13 protein-coding genes and 1 pseudogene are annotated in these 16,858 nt (G+C 37.1%); 6 read left to right on the top strand and 8 right to left on the bottom strand.

Translation table 11 applies throughout. The features are described 5' to 3' along the window. Nucleotides 1-115 precede the first annotated feature (115 nt). The 3 genes from ABEQ24_RS04035 to ABEQ24_RS04025 are packed head-to-tail and all read left to right on the top strand — an operon-like array spanning nucleotide 116 to nucleotide 2,605. Nucleotides 116-748 carry a GNAT family N-acetyltransferase gene (locus tag ABEQ24_RS04035; protein WP_430005573.1) on the top strand — a complete coding sequence of 211 codons (633 nt, stop codon included), beginning with the start codon at nucleotides 116-118 and terminating at the stop codon, nucleotides 746-748. A 40-nt stretch (nucleotides 749-788) separates the two neighbouring features. Continuing rightward, nucleotides 789-1,433, top strand: coding sequence for an acetoin utilization AcuB family protein (locus ABEQ24_RS04030; protein ID WP_430005572.1), 645 nt, complete (start codon nucleotides 789-791; stop codon nucleotides 1,431-1,433). Further along, nucleotides 1,427-2,605 (top strand): acetoin utilization protein AcuC, encoded by a 1,179-nt coding sequence (locus ABEQ24_RS04025; protein WP_430005649.1) that lies wholly within the window; start codon nucleotides 1,427-1,429, stop codon nucleotides 2,603-2,605. The genes ABEQ24_RS04030 and ABEQ24_RS04025 overlap by 7 nt, the downstream gene beginning before the upstream one ends. 99 nt (nucleotides 2,606-2,704) lie before the next feature. On the opposite strand, the gene ccpA is transcribed toward ABEQ24_RS04025, so the two are convergent. After that, nucleotides 2,705-3,709: a catabolite control protein A gene (ccpA, locus tag ABEQ24_RS04020; RefSeq protein WP_430005571.1), complete on the bottom strand. Its 1,005-nt coding sequence runs from the start codon at nucleotides 3,707-3,709 to the stop codon at nucleotides 2,705-2,707. 510 nt (nucleotides 3,710-4,219) lie between these two features. Here ccpA and ABEQ24_RS04015 point away from each other — a divergent pair. The 3 genes and pseudogenes from ABEQ24_RS04015 to ABEQ24_RS04005 all read left to right on the top strand — a co-directional run. Next, nucleotides 4,220-5,206 (top strand): annotated as a pseudogene (locus ABEQ24_RS04015) (NAD-dependent epimerase); the annotation flags it as partial. A 12-nt stretch (nucleotides 5,207-5,218) separates the two neighbouring features. Then, nucleotides 5,219-6,496, top strand: coding sequence for a nucleotide sugar dehydrogenase (locus tag ABEQ24_RS04010; protein ID WP_430005648.1), 1,278 nt, complete (start codon nucleotides 5,219-5,221; stop codon nucleotides 6,494-6,496). Between the two features lie 102 nt (nucleotides 6,497-6,598). Next, nucleotides 6,599-8,443 (top strand): polysaccharide biosynthesis protein, encoded by a 1,845-nt coding sequence (locus ABEQ24_RS04005; protein WP_430005570.1) that lies wholly within the window; start codon nucleotides 6,599-6,601, stop codon nucleotides 8,441-8,443. 116 nt (nucleotides 8,444-8,559) lie between these two features. Here ABEQ24_RS04005 and ABEQ24_RS04000 read toward each other — a convergent pair whose 3' ends face one another. The 7 genes from ABEQ24_RS04000 to ABEQ24_RS03970 all read right to left on the bottom strand — a co-directional run bounded on the left by ABEQ24_RS04000 (nucleotide 8,560) and on the right by ABEQ24_RS03970 (nucleotide 16,776). After that, entirely contained in the window at nucleotides 8,560-9,576 is a 1,017-nt protein-coding gene (locus tag ABEQ24_RS04000) for a hypothetical protein (RefSeq protein WP_430005569.1), read from the bottom strand. A 93-nt stretch (nucleotides 9,577-9,669) separates the two neighbouring features. Further along, nucleotides 9,670-10,818, bottom strand: coding sequence for a DegT/DnrJ/EryC1/StrS family aminotransferase (locus tag ABEQ24_RS03995; RefSeq protein ID WP_430005568.1), 1,149 nt, complete (start codon nucleotides 10,816-10,818; stop codon nucleotides 9,670-9,672). 108 nt (nucleotides 10,819-10,926) lie between these two features. Beyond that, on the bottom strand, nucleotides 10,927-11,844 hold the full coding sequence (locus tag ABEQ24_RS03990) for a glycosyltransferase (RefSeq protein ID WP_430005567.1): 918 nt from the start codon (nucleotides 11,842-11,844) through the stop codon (nucleotides 10,927-10,929). A 179-nt stretch (nucleotides 11,845-12,023) separates the two neighbouring features. Beyond that, nucleotides 12,024-12,680 carry an acetyltransferase gene (locus ABEQ24_RS03985; RefSeq protein WP_430005566.1) on the bottom strand — a complete coding sequence of 219 codons (657 nt, stop codon included), beginning with the start codon at nucleotides 12,678-12,680 and terminating at the stop codon, nucleotides 12,024-12,026. A 54-nt stretch (nucleotides 12,681-12,734) separates the two neighbouring features. Then, on the bottom strand, nucleotides 12,735-13,871 hold the full coding sequence (locus tag ABEQ24_RS03980) for a glycosyltransferase family 4 protein (protein WP_430005647.1): 1,137 nt from the start codon (nucleotides 13,869-13,871) through the stop codon (nucleotides 12,735-12,737). Beyond that, nucleotides 13,864-15,159: a hypothetical protein gene (locus tag ABEQ24_RS03975; protein ID WP_430005565.1), complete on the bottom strand. Its 1,296-nt coding sequence runs from the start codon at nucleotides 15,157-15,159 to the stop codon at nucleotides 13,864-13,866. The genes ABEQ24_RS03980 and ABEQ24_RS03975 overlap by 8 nt, the downstream gene beginning before the upstream one ends. A 156-nt stretch (nucleotides 15,160-15,315) precedes the next feature. After that, complete coding sequence (locus ABEQ24_RS03970; RefSeq protein WP_430005564.1) at nucleotides 15,316-16,776, bottom strand: oligosaccharide flippase family protein; 1,461 nt, start codon at nucleotides 16,774-16,776, stop codon at nucleotides 15,316-15,318. Between the last annotated feature and the right edge of the window lie 82 nt (nucleotides 16,777-16,858).

Raw genomic sequence — 16,858 nt, 5'->3', positions numbered from 1 at the left:
TTCTATCTTTTCTCAATTTTTAAAAAAATCGCAGTTTTTTAATGTAACCGCTTCATTTATCTAATTTTCTAGTATAATAGATTTAAGTCCAGCATCAATAGAAGGCGGTGAATGAATGGAACATCTTAAAACCTATAACGCAAAAGAGATTAAAACTCCGTATGGTTCGCTCATTATTGAAGGTCCAATAAAAGCCGAGAAACTGGCAGGTCTTGAATTTCATCATGATCTCGTAGCTTTCAGGCAGCCTGAGCAGCAGCACAAAGCTTTGATTGAAATAGCTGCTCTTCCCGAAGGACGGATTATTATAGCAAGAAATCGCCATACCATTGTCGGGTATGTTACATATTTATATCCAGATCCACTGGAGAGATGGTCAGAAGGCAAGATGGAAAATCTGATTGAACTTGGCGCAATCGAGGTTATCCCTGAATACAGGGGCTATTCTGTCGGAAAAAGCCTTCTTAGAGTCTCCATGATGGATGACGCAATGGAAGACTATATTACGATCACAACAGAATATTATTGGCACTGGGATTTAAAAGGCACAGGCCTTAATGTGTGGGAATACCGGAAAGTGATGGAGAAAATGATGAATGCCGGCGGCTTGGAGTGGTATGCAACAGATGAACCCGAAATCAGCTCCCACCCCGCAAATTGCCTTATGGCTAAAATCGGAAAAAGAGTAGATCAGGATTCAATTCAGCAGTTTGATCAGCTCAGATTTAAAAACCGGTTTATGTACTGATTTTCTTTCGTTCACGTTTTAAAACAAAGGGGTTTTATGTATGATAGTTGAACAAATCATGAAAAAAGATATTGTGACACTGACACCTGATGCAACTATTGCAGAAGCAATAAAAAAAATGGCTGAACACCGAATCCGCCATATCCTGATAGTAGCTGAAAATGACATGCTGGCCGGGATTGTGACCGACCGTGACATTAAAGATGCAAGTCCTTCGATCTTTCAGCTTAGTGAAAATAAAGAAACGTTGAATACACCATTAAAATCAATCATGAAAACAGATGCTATTACTGGTCATCCTCTTGATTTTGTTGAAGAGATTTCCTCTATTTTTTATGAGCATAAAATTGGCTGCCTGCCTATTATTAAGCACGGGAAACTAGTTGGGATCGTCACCGAAACAGATTTGCTTCATACCTTTGTTCAATTGACAGGAGCGAATCAGCCAGGTTCACAAATCGAGGTCAAGGTACCGAATGTTGCCGGCATGCTGTCTGAGGTTTCTGATGTTTTCAGAAAATGCAAAGTAAACATTGCAAGTGTTCTCGTTTATCCTGACAAAGACGAGCGGTTCAAAGTCCTTGTATTCAGAGTGCAGACAATGAATCCTATGGCACTGATCGAGGAGCTTAATAAAGAAGGATATACGGTTTTATGGCCAAACATCCCGGGGATTTCATCATGAAAGAAAATATTTTCATCTATTCCCCTCTTTTTCAGCAATATAAATTCAGCCAGGATCACCCGTTCAATCAGCTGCGGGTGGAATTAACATATGACCTTCTGAAAAAGATGGACGCATTGTCAGATGAAGAACTGGCTGCACCAAGAATGGCGACCGATGAAGAACTGGCTCTTGTTCATGATAAAAAGTACATAAGTGCTGTCAAAAAAGCAGGCTCTGGAGAACTGGATCCAAAAGAAGCGCTTAATTACGGCATCGGCACCGAGGATACTCCTATTTTTAAAAACATGCATGAAGCAAGTGCCCTGCTAGTTGGAGGCACTCTTACTGCAGTCGAACAAGTAATGGAAGGCAAAGCTAAACGGGCTCTTAATCTCGGTGGAGGTCTTCACCACGGCTTCCGCGGAAAAGCTTCAGGCTTTTGCATTTACAATGACAGCTCTGTCGCCATCAAGTTTATTCAGGAAAAATATCATGCAAAAGTTTTGTACATTGATACAGACGCTCATCATGGGGACGGCGTGCAATGGACGTTTTATGATGACCCAAGTGTCTGTACACTGTCGATACATGAAACGGGCCGCTATTTATTTCCTGGGACAGGCAATGTGACTGAACGGGGTGCCGGCCAGGGATACGGCTACTCTTTTAACATTCCGCTTGATGCTTTTACAGAAGATGAATCATGGATTGATGCCTACAGACAGTCTATTAGAGAAATTGCAGCGTTTTTCAAGCCTGATGTCATTATTACTCAAAATGGAGCAGATGCGCATTTCTATGATCCACTGACCCATTTTGCAACGACGACAGCGATTTTTAAGGAAATTCCTAAAATCGCTCAGGAAATTGCAGATCAGTACTGCGGCGGGAAATGGATTGCTGTTGGAGGCGGAGGCTATGATATCTGGAGAGTCGTCCCGAGGGCCTGGGCGATGATCTGGCTGCAGATGAAACAGCATGCTGTAAACGGCCCCCTTCCTGAGGAATGGATCAAACGCTGGCAGCCGGAAGCACCCGTTACCCTCCCCTCTGTATGGGAAGACAGCAAGGATCAATATAAAGCCATTCCAAGGAAACTTGAAATCGAGGAAAAAAACGCTCAAACTGTTGCGAAAGCACTTTTTCCTCTCAGGCAAAATCAGGGAAAAGACAGAAAAACCCTATCATAAAGAGTATGATGAACCGAAAACATCCAACAATCACTATTTATACAGGGTTATTTGAAACATAATAAAAAGAGCATTGGCCGGCCAATGCTCTTTTTGGTATTATGCTTTAGTTGATTGTCTGATTTCTATGCGATGCGGAAGCTCAACGATATGATTTTCCACTTCTTCTTTGTTCATCAGCTTAGTCAGAAGACGCATGGCTACAGCACCGATATCGTAAGTCGGCTGAACAACAGTTGTTAATTGCGGACGTACCATCGTTGCTAATTTAGTATTATCAAAGCCGATGATCTCAATATCATTCGGAATCACATAGCCATTATCCTGCGCTGCGTGAACGACTCCCAATGCCATTTCATCTGTGCCTGCAAAAATAGCTGTTGGCTTATCCGATAACTCGTTAATCTTTTCGAATGCTTCAAGCCCTGAATCATAGGTGTAGTCACCTTCAGTAATTAAATCTTCATCAACGGCAATGCCTGCTTCTGTAAGTGCACGGCGGTATCCGTTCATCTTCATTTCTTTATTGATTGGCTCTTCCATTGGCCCAGTCACATAGCCGATCCGTTTATGCCCTTTTTCAATCAGCATGGAAACGGCATCAAACGTTGCCTGTTCATAATTAATGTTGACAGATGGAGTGACCTCATTCACATCAACTGAAGCTGCAAGCACAATCGGTACAGGAGAACGTTTAAATTCTTCTACATGCTCATCAGTAATATTTCCGCCCATGAAAACAATGCCGTCTACTTGTTTGCCGAGCATTGTATTCAGCAAGTGCAATTCTTTATCACGGTTCTGGTCAGAGTTGCTTAAAATAATGTTGTACTTGTACATTGTTGCAATGTCTTCAATACCCCGTGCAAGCTCAGCATAAAACGTACTTGAAATATCAGGGATAATAACGCCTACTGTTGTCGTTTTTTTACTTGCAAGTCCGCGGGCAACTGCATTCGGGCGATATCCGAGGCGGTCAATCGCTTCTGATACTTTTTTCCGTGTTGTCGGTTTTACATTCGGATTGCCGTTTACAACCCGGGAAACAGTAGCCATTGAAACATTTGCTTCACGGGCTACATCATAAATGGTAATATTATTCATTTTATTACACTCCTTCTAATTCCATATCTATGTATAATTAGCATTTACAATTTTCAAAGTAAAATGTCACCAATTTTTAATTTATCCCGTAATTACGGGCAGCAAACTATAACAAAAACTAAACTTGTATGTACATAATGATACGATACTATGAAAACGTAAGCAATCAATTTACAGGCTATTTACATATGTTTTCATAAGTTGTTTCATTTTTGTTCATAACTGAGCAATCAATACATAGACAGATTGACTGTATTTTATCTTAAAGAAGATTGATGAAAAGTGCAAGGATAATCATGTTCAGCCTTTATGTGCCGAATTCTTTTTCCTCTACTTGCTATTCCTGTTATTTCTATTTATTAAGGCAAATGTCTTTTCCCTGCTGAAAAAACCGCTGTATTGCAAGCTTCTATAGGTTACACCCCAATTTTTATAGATATAAGAACCATAATCCATTTCCTTCATATACAAGTAGTGTTAACACTTCTTTGAAGGGATCTGAGCGGTTTTATGTCTAAAAACTCTAATAAGATTCTCATTACCGGATGCGCAGGTTTCATAGGTTTTCATCTATCGAATCGTTTATTGCTGGACGGCTATTCAATAGTTGGAATTGATAATTTAAACGATTATTACGATATCGAACTCAAATATTCACGGCTGAATTTATTAAAAAATCACGAAAAATTCACATTTATTTATGGATCGCTCGAAGACAAAGATTTGATAGAAAGCACATTTTCCGAACATTCTCCTTCTATCGTTGTCAATCTTGCAGCCCAGGCGGGTGTTCGTTACAGCATTGAAAATCCCCATGCATATATACAATCGAATATTGTAGGATATATGAATATTCTTGAAGCTTGCCGTCATCACAAAATTGACCATCTCCTCTATGCTTCATCAAGCTCTGTTTATGGATCGAATGAAAAAATGCCTTTTTCTGTAAATGATTTTGTGGATACTCCCATTAGCCTGTATGCGGCTACTAAAAAGGCAAATGAACTGATGGCTCATACTTATAGTCATTTATATGGGCTTAAAACGACAGGTTTGCGCTTCTTTACAGTTTATGGTCCATGGGGAAGACCTGATATGGCCCTGTTTAAATTCACAAAAGCCATTTTAACAGGAGACCCCATCAGTGTATTTAATAATGGCGAAATGAAACGTGACTTCACCTACATCGATGACATTGTTGAAGGCATTGTCAGGTTGATTGAAAGAAAACCCGCTCAAACAGATCATCCAGAACAGATCCCGTATAAGGTATATAATATCGGAAACAATCAGCCGGTCGATCTTATGCATTTTATTTCAGTACTAGAAGATAAATTAGGAAGGAAAGCGGAAAAACAGCTGCTTCCGCTTCAGCCGGGTGATGTTCCCGAAACCTACGCCAATGTAGATGCGTTAATGCGTGACGTTGACTTTAAACCCGCAACATCTGTTGAAGAAGGCATTGGAAAGTTTGTTGATTGGTATAAAGAGTATTATGGATTCAATCATATGCCAAATAAGATTGGCGTTGTAGGGCTTGGATACGTCGGCCTTCCCGCAGCATTAGCTATTTCAAAAAAATTTCCTGTTATTGGCTTTGATATTAATTCGAAGAGAATCAATTCCTTGAAACAGCAGGTAGATACAACAGGTGAAGTTTCTAAACAAGATTTGAATAACGCAAATATCCTTTTTACTGAAGACCCAGGCATGCTCAGAGCGTGCAGCTTTATTATTGTGACGGTTCCCACCCCCATAGACGATTTAAAGATTCCAGACCTGAGCTGTTTGATTTCCGCATCTGAAATGATCGGCAGTCAGATGCAAAAAGGAACCATCGTTGTTTATGAATCAACGGTTTATCCAGGTGCTACTGAAGAAGTATGTATTCCCATTTTAGAAAAATATTCAGGATTAAAGGCAGAAGAAGACTTTTTTGTAGGGTATTCTCCTGAGCGAATCAATCCAGGAGACAAGGAGCATACGTTTAAAAGCATCACAAAAGTGGTTTCAGCACAAAACAAGGAAGCACTTGATACCATCGCAAAGATTTACAGAACTGTTGTTGATAAAGTGCATATCGCTCCGTCTATCAAAGTAGCAGAGGCATCCAAAATCATTGAGAATATTCAGCGTGACGTCAATATTGCCTTAATGAATGAGCTTGCCATGCTTTTTCATGAACTTGAAATCGATACAGCCGAAGTATTAAAAACAGCGAATACAAAATGGAATTTCCTTCGATTTTCCCCTGGTCTGGTAGGCGGTCACTGCATTGGGGTTGATCCCTATTACCTTGCGTCTAAAGCAGAGAATATAGGTTTTCATCCTGAAATGATATTGACGGGGAGAAAAGTGAATGAAGGATTGAGTCAATTTATTACCTCCTCTCTTCTAAAGCTTTTGACTCAAGCCGATATCAGTTTGGAAAATTCCAGAGTGACCATATTAGGATTTACTTTTAAAGAAAATATATCAGACATTCGAAATTCGAAGGTTTTAGATATGATCCATCAGCTGAAACAGGCTGGAGTTGAAGTCCAGGTTTCTGATCCTCTCGCAGATTCAGAGAAAGTCAGGGAAGAATATGGATTACCCCTCTATCCATTGAATGATTTGCTGCCGGGGAATGCAGTAATTGTCGCTGTACCGCATCAGCAATATCAAGAAATAGGCTGGGAACGCATTCAGTCCTTATTGGTTAATGGAAAAGGATTTGTTCTGGATATAAAGAGTGTACTGGATCCATCAACTTGTCCTGAAGGTGTTAAGCTGTGGAGATTGTAATAGTCCAGCTAACAAATAACCTCGTTCCAAAGTCTTTGATAAATAAGTATCTTTTAAAACATCACAATAATAGAGATGAAAAGTTTTAATGGAGGTTTAGATGTGCACAAGAATAAAAGATATATATTACTCATTTTTTTTGATGCCCTTCTCATTCTAGCATCGGTGTTAACTTCTACTATTCTACTATACGGAATAAATTCTGAAATAGATATTGCCAATAGCGTATATATATCCATCCTCTTTTGGATATCAATCATAGGTGTATTTCATCTATTTAATTATTACGATCTGATGTGGAAGTATGTAAGTGTCCGGGAACTTGCGGTAACAGCAGCAGGCCTGGTCCAATCACTGCTGCTGGTTCATATCGTTCATTACCTAATAAACGCATTCATGATTAAAATGACAATCCATCATTCAATCTTGCTGATAACCTGGATCATAATCATGTTTGCTCTATTTATTTCAAGATTTTCTTATAGACTCCTCAAAGAACGAAAGCAGAATACGAAATCAAAAGATAAGAAAGTATTAATTGTCGGAGCAGGCAGTGCAGGAGCATTAGTTGTTAAGGAATTAAACTATGGAAATAGCACTTCTTTAAATCCAATTGCCTTTTTAGATGATGATCCTGCTAAATTAAATCTTTTGCTGATGGGTCTTCCCGTAGTTGGAGCCAGCAAAGATTTAATGACAATTGTAAAAAAGTTAGACATAGACCTTGTTATCATCGCAATACCTTCAGCTCCCAGGACACAAATTTCCGATATTGTAAATATGTGTAAACGTAATGCTGTACAAGTAACGATATTCCCTAAAATCAGCGATATCCTAGACGGGAAGATCACTTTAAATATGATAAAAGATGTTAAGGTAGAAGAGCTGCTTGGCAGACCTCCGATTGAATTAAATTTAGATGGCATTGCAGAATACGTAACGGATAAAGTTGTTTTAGTGACAGGGGCAGGAGGCTCAATTGGATCTGAAATATGCCGGCAAGTTTCAAATTTTCACCCTCAGAAATTACTGATTTTAGGTCATGGAGAAAACAGCATCTATACAATTGAACATGAAATAAAACGCGTTTATCCAACTATCGATTGTGAAGCAATCATTGCTGATATTCAAGATCGAAAAAGAATGGAAAATATCTTTGCATTTCATCACCCTAATGTAGTATTTCATGCAGCAGCACATAAGCATGTTCCATTAATGGAATATAATCCAACAGAGGCAATAAAAAATAATGTATTTGGCACGTTAAATACAGCTGAATGTTCACATCTTTACGGCGCAGAACAATTTGTGCTGATTTCTACCGATAAGGCAGTTAATCCGACCAGCATCATGGGTGTAACCAAGCGAATAGCTGAAATGATTATTCAAAACTTAGATACACAGAGCAATACAAAATTTGCAGCCGTTCGTTTTGGAAATGTCTTAGGGAGCAGAGGCAGTGTGATCCCGCTGTTTAAACAGCAGATTCAGGAAGAACACAGGGTAACTGTTACCCATCCTGATATGACCCGCTACTTTATGACAATACCTGAGGCTGTAAAGCTTGTGATTCAAGCTGGTGCGTTTGCTAAAGGCGGCGAAATCTTTATCCTTGATATGGGTACTCCAGTAAAAATCAGTGATCTGGCCAGAGATTTAATTACCTTATCCGGGCTCATCCCAGATAAAGATATAAAAATCGAGTACACTGGAATGCGGCCTGGGGAAAAATTATACGAGGAATTACTAACATCCGAAGAAGGGAATATGTCTTCAAAGCATCATCTAATCTTTGTTGCAAAACCCAGTACTATTTCTCAGACGGACTTATCTTTGTCCCTTGATAAGCTAAGACAACTCCTTCTTTTAAATGAGACAGATCAGATGGAGAATCACATTAAAACGTGTCTTAAACAAATTGTTCCAACCTATCAAATGAAAGAATGATGCTTTCTTCATTAAGAGGCATTCCACTCAATAAAACTGATTTCTCAAAAGTCATCTTGAGAAATCAGTTTTTTTGGGTGGATACTTACTATTTCTTCACGGAAACATCATTCTCTTCAGCTCTGCAAGACTTTATTTTTTATTAGTTCAATATTTCTCCATTCCTTATCTGAATATTCACTCTCAAGTTTTAATCCGCCTATTCCATTTGCAATTCCTACGATCTGCTTTGGGTCTTTGATGCGGTCTACTACGATGTCCCCCTCGTCTCCAATTATACCGCCTGCAACTAATCTCACATTTTCAATTGATGACTCACCTTGTATATTTTGATAAAAATCTCTTGTATAGCTGCTCAGATATAACACGGAATGGGGAAATGCCGTTCTAACATCCAATCTATAACAAGCAACTGAATTTTTTTTAGCTTCAATAATAAAATCGGACATGAAATTATTAATTCCTCCATCTAATGCTAAACCGTGTTTTTTCAAATAATTTAAATAGACAGGAGAAATAACATGGGAAGCTGATGTAAAGGCAATTAGAATATCAACTTTATTAATTAAATCATCATAATTTTTAATCGCTGTTATATGATTTTTTGAATATTTAGGAATCAAATGATTTAAGGCATTCACGATTTCTGCCGTTTTTTCTTTATTCCGTGAGTCCAAGTAGACTCTTGCTTTTCTCTCGGCTAACCTTAGGGAAAGTTTCGAACCTAAATTGCCTGCGCCGTATATTAAAACATTTTTATCCTTTAGATTATCACTGAAATAATTTCTTAAAAACATATCAGCAGCTTCTAAAGTTGTATCATTTGGTTTATAAGATACTATTTTTGTTTTTTTTACCGTTTTACCAGCAATCTCCATTAGATCAATCGTTTTTTTTGATTCAATATCCACAAGAATATATTGAACGTTTCCATCTAACAATTTAAAGCATTCTTCTGCATAGGCTGGATCTATAACTAAAAAATTGATTGCTTCAAACCCTAATGACTTTCGGCGGGGCAATACGGCAAATGGCTGGGATTCTCTGACGGTCGTGCCAATGGTGGCTACTCTAAAATGAAAATCACAACTGAAGCTGTTCATTTCTTTTTGTATTTTTTCTTTGATGTCCATCTAATCACTCCTACTTTACAAGCATATTGTTTTAAACGCCGTTTTGCTAAAAGTAGACTTAGATTCTAAAGTTATTGATTATAAAAAAAATCATTAATTTATTTCTCTTTTTATTAGTTCAATAATTCTGTTTTGTTCATTTTCCGTTAAATTTGAGCCAGAAGGAAGACAAATACCCTTATCAAATAACTCATCAGAAATGCTTCTTTCTTCTTCATGAGGATAATATTTATTCATTTTGTAGAGCGGCTGTAAATGCATAGGCTTCCATAAACGCCGAGCCTCAATATTATGGGCTTCGAGAGCATCAATAATATTTTCTCCCGTTGTGCCAGTAATGCCAGGATCTATGGTTAAAGCTGTAAGCCAATGAGTGGATCTGCCAAATTCAGCCTCTTTCATAAATGCAATCCCGTCAATATTTGAAAGCTCTGATACATAATTCTGGAATATTTTTCTGCGAGAATTTATTCTTTCATTTAAAACCATTAACTGGCCTCGGCCTATTCCGGCAAGGATGTTGCTTAACCGGTAGTTATATCCTATTTCATTATGCTGATAATGCTTTGTGTTTTCTTTTGCCTGGGTAGACCAAAAACGGGCTTTTTCCAGCGCTTCAAGATTATCTGAAACGAGCATGCCTCCATTTGAGGTAGTAATAATTTTATTTCCATTAAATGAATAAATCCCAAACTCTCCAATTGTTCCGCTTGCTTTTCCTTTATATGTGGCACCTAATGATTCAGCTGCATCTTCAATAATCGGAACGTCATACTGATCGCATACTTCTATAAGCTGATCCATATCGGCACTTTGACCATATAAGTTTACAACGATTACAGCCTTTGGAAGTTTACCGTTTTTCTCCGCTTCAATCAGAGCATTTTTTAAGGCTGCAGGGCTGATATTCCAGCTGTCTGGTTCAGAGTCTATAAAAATAGGTTCTGCACCCTGATAGATAATAGGATTCGCACTGGCAACAAATGTAAAAGTGGAGCAAAAAACAGTATCTCCTCTTCCAACTCCAAGATACCGCAAAGCTAAATGAAGCGCAGCTGTCCCGGAACTCAAAGCAACAGCGCCTTTTGAGCCTACATAATCAGCAAGTTCTTTTTCAAAAAGATTAATATTCGGTCCAACCGGAGCAATCCAGTTCTTTTCAAATGCTTCTTTTATAAAAAGCTGTTCTTTCTCTCCCATATGAGGCGGTGAAAGATAGATGCGTTTTGATTGAAACTTCATTTGTTTCACATCTCTTCCTTTTTAAATTATTTAAAAAATGGAGCTGATCCAAAAACCAAAAATGGTCTTAGTCCAGCTCCTTTTGTTTATATACTAGAAAAAATTAGATCAATGAAGGATTGAGTTTTTTAGTTTCTCTTCAAGCAATGACTGTTTAATGATATTAGACCATTTATATTTCTCCATATTTATGAATGTGCCGGAAGTCCTTTCATCATATTTAAGCAAATTCTCTAATCCTTCCAATTTTTCATCAACTTTTATAAATTCAACATCATTTTCTATCATAAAGTTATTAACCCAGAAATAGTCTGTAGTAATTACCTTCAGCCCCATTGATAAATACTCAAGCAATTTAGTGGACGTCTGAATATTAAAAGGATATTTATCCGGCATATAATTGACTCCGTAAACCGCTTGAGAGGCATATTTAGGAACATCTTCATAACTGAGTTTTCCAGTAAAAATAATATTTTCACAAGACGAGTAATTTTTATAAATATCATCCTGGACTGCGCCAATTAATAGAAGATTTTTGTTTTTGCAATGATATTTAAAATAATCAAGTAAAATATGGATACTTCTTTCTTTTGAAATGGATCCAACATAGACACAATCATAATTCTTGCTGGAATTTTGAAAGTTAAAAAATATATTATCTACACCCATATCACGATAAATGTACTCAATATTATCTTTAAAATTCATGCCTTCTTTTACAAATACGTTTAAAAATATTCTTAAATCCGGTTTTGTATTCAATCTGCTCTTTACTTCATTTTTCCATTTTGGAAGCAATCCGGTTGAGAGAGAAGGATACTCATGTATGATTTTGATATCATTTTTTGGAAAAGCTTCGAAACCCATAAACTTCCATAAAACATCAAAATCATTTATATGAAAATCTCTTAGTTTAGATGAATCATACATTTGAAAGTCATAACCATTTCCATTAAAATATTTCATATAAGCGTCAATTACTGGCAAGTATGCTTTATTAGATCTTTCTAACAATATTTTTTTCATTGTATTTCCCCTTAAAGCTAAACAGTTTATTTAACAGGCCAAGGTATACTGCAATTGAAGTAAGGAAATAAATATCACCATATTTATAGCCTTACTCAATGCTAGTTAATACTTCACTTATCTCTATTCATAATAGAATGATTATATGTGGAAAAAATCACCTTCAACTTCATGGACAATTACAAATATTTTTCGCCAATTGTTCTTGACCTGATGATCTTTGCAGGTGTGCCGTACGCCACTGCATTAGAGCCGATATCCCGAACAACCGTTGAACCTGCCCCAATAACAGTATGACTCCCAATCATTAAGGAATGAATTACCTTTGATCCTAAAGATATAGCTGTGTAATCTCCCACCGTTACATTTCCGCCAAGAGTCGAACCCGGGGCGATACTAACAAACCGTCCGATCCTGCAATCATGATCGACTGAAGAATGAGTATTAATGACACAGTGTTCGCTGACAGAGGTATTGCTATTAATCACAGTTCCTCCCATAACAACCGTTCCATCACCTATTGTCACGCTGCTTCCGATAATAGCTGATGGATGTACAGCATGAACAAATTTAAATTCAGGCATAATGGCCAAGATCTTTTCAACTACTTTTTTCCTGACCCAGTTATCTCCAATTGCAACAATCCCCCCGTGTATTTCGTTCCGGATATTGAGAAGAATTGATTCATCACCAATTACTTGGTAGCCGCACGCAGACTGATTAGGGGGACGGTAGCTGTCAATTAAACCTAAGATTTGATATTCATTCGATTTTTCAACAATATCAATAACAACTTTCGCGTGCCCGCCTGATCCAAAGATAAGAATTTTCTTCAAAAAAAACGCACGTCCTTCATATTGAATCTCTTTAGTCTAAAGCAGACAGCTGATTTATGAATTTCCCAAAAGCCCAAGTTCCCTATAAACCATTTCCATTTGTTCTAAAACGTGATTGATAGAATGCTGATGCTCTATTTTGCTCTTCCCTGCCTCGCCATACTGTTTACAAAGAGTTCTATTATTTATTAACTGACAGCACCGCAAAGCAAGCAGAGAGGGATTTTTAATCGGTACTAAATAACCGTTTTCTTCATTTGTGATCAGATCTCTATTTCCTCTAATATTGGTGGCAATGACCGGTATATTCATTGCCATCATTTCCATGACTGAACGTGAGAGACCCTCTCTTATCGAAACTAATAATCCAATGTCCGTTATACTTAATATTCTTGGAATATCTCCCCTAAAACCAAGACATTTAATATACTCATCTAATTTACGGTCATAGATCTGCTTTTGAATGTCCCTGAAATCATCACCTTCCCCAACAAGCAAGATGATAAAATTATCCGTTTTTTGTTTTAAAATCTCACATGCCTCTACAACATCGATTTGCCTTTTATTTTGATTAAATTCAGCTATATGAGTAATGACTCTTTTATTAGGGTCCAGATTTAATTCATCTTTTAAATTCTTTTTCTCGGAATCAGAATAATTATCAATATTGTAAACACTTGTATCTACACCAACTCCGCCTACAAATTGAATTTTGTGTTTTGAAATGACTTTATGTGCAGCAGTCAGATCATCCTGGTTTGTCACAATAAGCTTATTCGTTTTAAAACCAGCTAATTTTTCAGCTGCTGAAAATAAAAAATTAGTGACCCAAGTGCCATTTTCGTTAAAATGAAATCCATGTGCTGTATAAATGATGGAATGTTCTTTAGAGGCAGCCATCCGGGTAACAAATGAGGAAATGGGAGTATGCAGATGGAGAATGTGATATTGCTGGATAATTTTATTAATGATCCTATAGGAACCCGCATTCCGTTTATCTGTTATTTCCCTGCTGAATGGTACGTGATGGATAGATACACCTAATTCTGCTAATTCCTCAAGCTTGTTATCCTGAGTATTTGATGCAACGCCTACTTTGTAGCCTTTTTCCAGAAAATACAGGATGTGAGGAATTAAAAATGCCTCAACAGTCCTGCTTATCGTTGTTACAAATAATACACTTTTATTCATCAAGTGAACCTTTCCCATCTTTTCTTGCGAATTTGTAAAATACTAATGGAAGCAGCAATGCCAGTGCAGCTAAACGATAGCGATAAATCGAACCAATATTCGGCAAACTGAACGAAACAGCGATAAATACAGAAAATGCGTAAATCATAATAACCTTTCCAGCATTTTGTGCAATAATAATCCGGCGATTTCTCCAGATGAAATAATACAATATATACCACACGATCATCTCAAGACCTGAGACCCTGTATATTCCCTGCCCAACAGTCAGCCATTGCCATGGAAAAGGGGCGAAAATTGAGAATGGAAGTTGCACCAGCCACCTTATTTCCGGCGGGAACATGGTTACAAGCGCTATTCCTGATCCTCCATCTAAAGCAATTTCATTGATCCGCTCCGTTTCTTCTTGAGAGGTGGAGTTTGTCAATGCAGTAAATGCATTTTCTCCTGCCAATGTCATGCTGAAGAGAGCGATGCCAACTATCATGAATACCGAGTTTCTAAGAAAATTGGTGTTTCCTTTAAAAAATTGAAAGAAGATCATGATTAAGATTGGAAGTGCGATTGCAAGCAAAAACTGCGAACGCATGGAGCTGACTAGCAATATTCCGCAAATGCCAAGCGTTAAATCTGTTATTCTCATTTTCTTTTCCGTAATGCCTAAGATTAAAAATCCTGACAAGACCATTCCAAGTGTTACAAATGCATCTTTTAATAAAGAGACTGACCAAAAAATGGCACTTGGAAATAAGCTCCACAGTAATGAGGAAGTTATCGCAAATTTCTTACCGCCAACTCTGTTTCCCAACTCATAAACCAGTGGAACAATTAAAACGGAAGCTCCTAAATTAATAAGCTGGGGTATGTTCATATCCGGACCAAAAAGATCATAAAAAAATGCGACAAAATAAGTGTATGAAAGGTTTCCTTCGAGAGCTTCGATCCACGAGTGGGATCTTATTGCCTCTAAAGCATCTCCATGATAGGCATAAGCATCAACATCACCTGGAAAAAATCCTTCAAGCCCTGTCTGAAATGAATATATTTTTAAGACAATCATAATGACTATCCTGATAGACAGAGCAAGTAAAATGATTTGAATAACAAAACTTGGCTGCTTGAATAATACGGACAGAAACACTGCTAAAAAAAAGGTTAACAGCACGACAATTAAATAGATATTCACATGAAAATTATTTAATGATATGAATAGACCAAGAGGAACAGCTGCACATATCATCAGGATAAACCAATTTATTTTTTGAAATAGATGGTGTTGAAAAAGCATTTAATCACCTAACTTTCACACATTGTATCTTCAAATAAATAATATTTGAGAAATACTTTCATCAATAAAAGACTTTTTCAAAAAAACTTTTCATAATAAGCAATGGCTTATTAGTCAGTCATTGCTTTTTCTCCATGAAGCTCTAAAAAAACAATCTCATTTCAGTGACCTGGTATTTATTCGGGATTTGATAATTTCGATCATTTTTTTCCGATAGGCGATAAGGATCGATATACGGCTCGAACAAATAATTATGAACAGCAGATAGGATCCGATAAAGAAAAGGAAATTGATTATATAGTGGAACTTAAGAAATTCAGCAGCAATGATCAGTAATACCATCACAATAAATGGATTTATTGCTAAAGCAGCTTGTTTAAGGAAGTCAATTGTGCGGTCTCCCATATCTTTACAGCAAAACCACATCATAATAATCGGATAAATGAAATAGGTTATAGCCGTTCCTAATGCGACTCCCTCAATATCTAACCCGAATTTGACGAAGGAAACATTTAATATGGCATTAAGGAATACGGAGAATAGAAGAATATTAAAATAGGTCCATTGCTTATTTACTACTGTAAGATAATGTCCGTATAAGGTAACCCAGATTAATGAAAACATCCCAATTATCATAAATTTTGCAGAATCAATACCATCCGTATACTGTGGCAAAACATGGTATATAAAAGCTGGAAATATGAAATATAGCGTTCCAAGGATAATGGGACTTAAATAGGAAAGCAGAATAGCTGGTTCAAAGACAATATTTTTTAATGCTTTCTTCTTTCCGAATGCTCCATATTTATAACTGATCTTAGGATACATGACCTGATGAAATACACCTGGCAGAACCATGATTCCCTGATATACAAAAGCGGTGATGCCATAATGCCCGACTGCAGCAGAACCAAAGAAATAGAAAATGATGAGCCTATCTAAAGTGATAAGCAAGTTAAACAAAATACCTATTAATGTGATAGGTATTCCGTACAAAAACATCCCTCTTAAAATTTCCCAATTCCAATCAATCTTCAGTTTAATTCTCAGTTTTGAATGACCGAAAAAGATAGCCAGGGAATTGCCGGCCAACACCCCAATAAGCAGCCCATAAATTCCAAACATTAATGCAAAAACACCCATAAGAACATATTGCAGCGATCCAATGATTAATTGAATAATCGCGACTGTATTGAATTGCTGTATGGTTAAAAATATGGTGTTATAAAACAGCGCCAGATTCTGAAGCGGTATTAATAAAATAGTAATAATACTTAATACTGTTTCAAAAGTTGACAATGGCAATATTAAAACAACTACAATCGCTGCAAAAGCCAAAACAGACGAACCAATCATCCAGGTAAATACAGCATTCCGAACCTTGTTGGCCTTTTTGTAATTTCTTTGCCCTAACATTATCGGGAAATCACGGTTAAAGCCATCTAATATTCCAAGATGCATCCGGTACCCATATGTCAAAATCAAAGAAAAGACCAGCCAAATTCCATACTCTTCAGGACCCAGAATATTCCTTATCCAAATACCTGTAATAAACGAGACTAATGCAGCTATAGCTGTGACAGAAAAAAGAATATAGGTATCTTTAATGAGTCGCATAAGATTGATGACCCCTTACCTTGCCAATGTAAATCTCAATTTTATATCAACCAGATGATCGTCTCATGAGATTTACAGATTA

The sequence above is a fragment of the Metabacillus idriensis genome (assembly GCF_050483325.1).
Taxonomy (GTDB): domain Bacteria; phylum Bacillota; class Bacilli; order Bacillales; family Bacillaceae; genus Bacillus_P; species Bacillus_P idriensis_A.
Note: the sequence above shows the minus strand (reverse complement) of the source record. Positions and strands in the feature narration are given on the sequence as shown.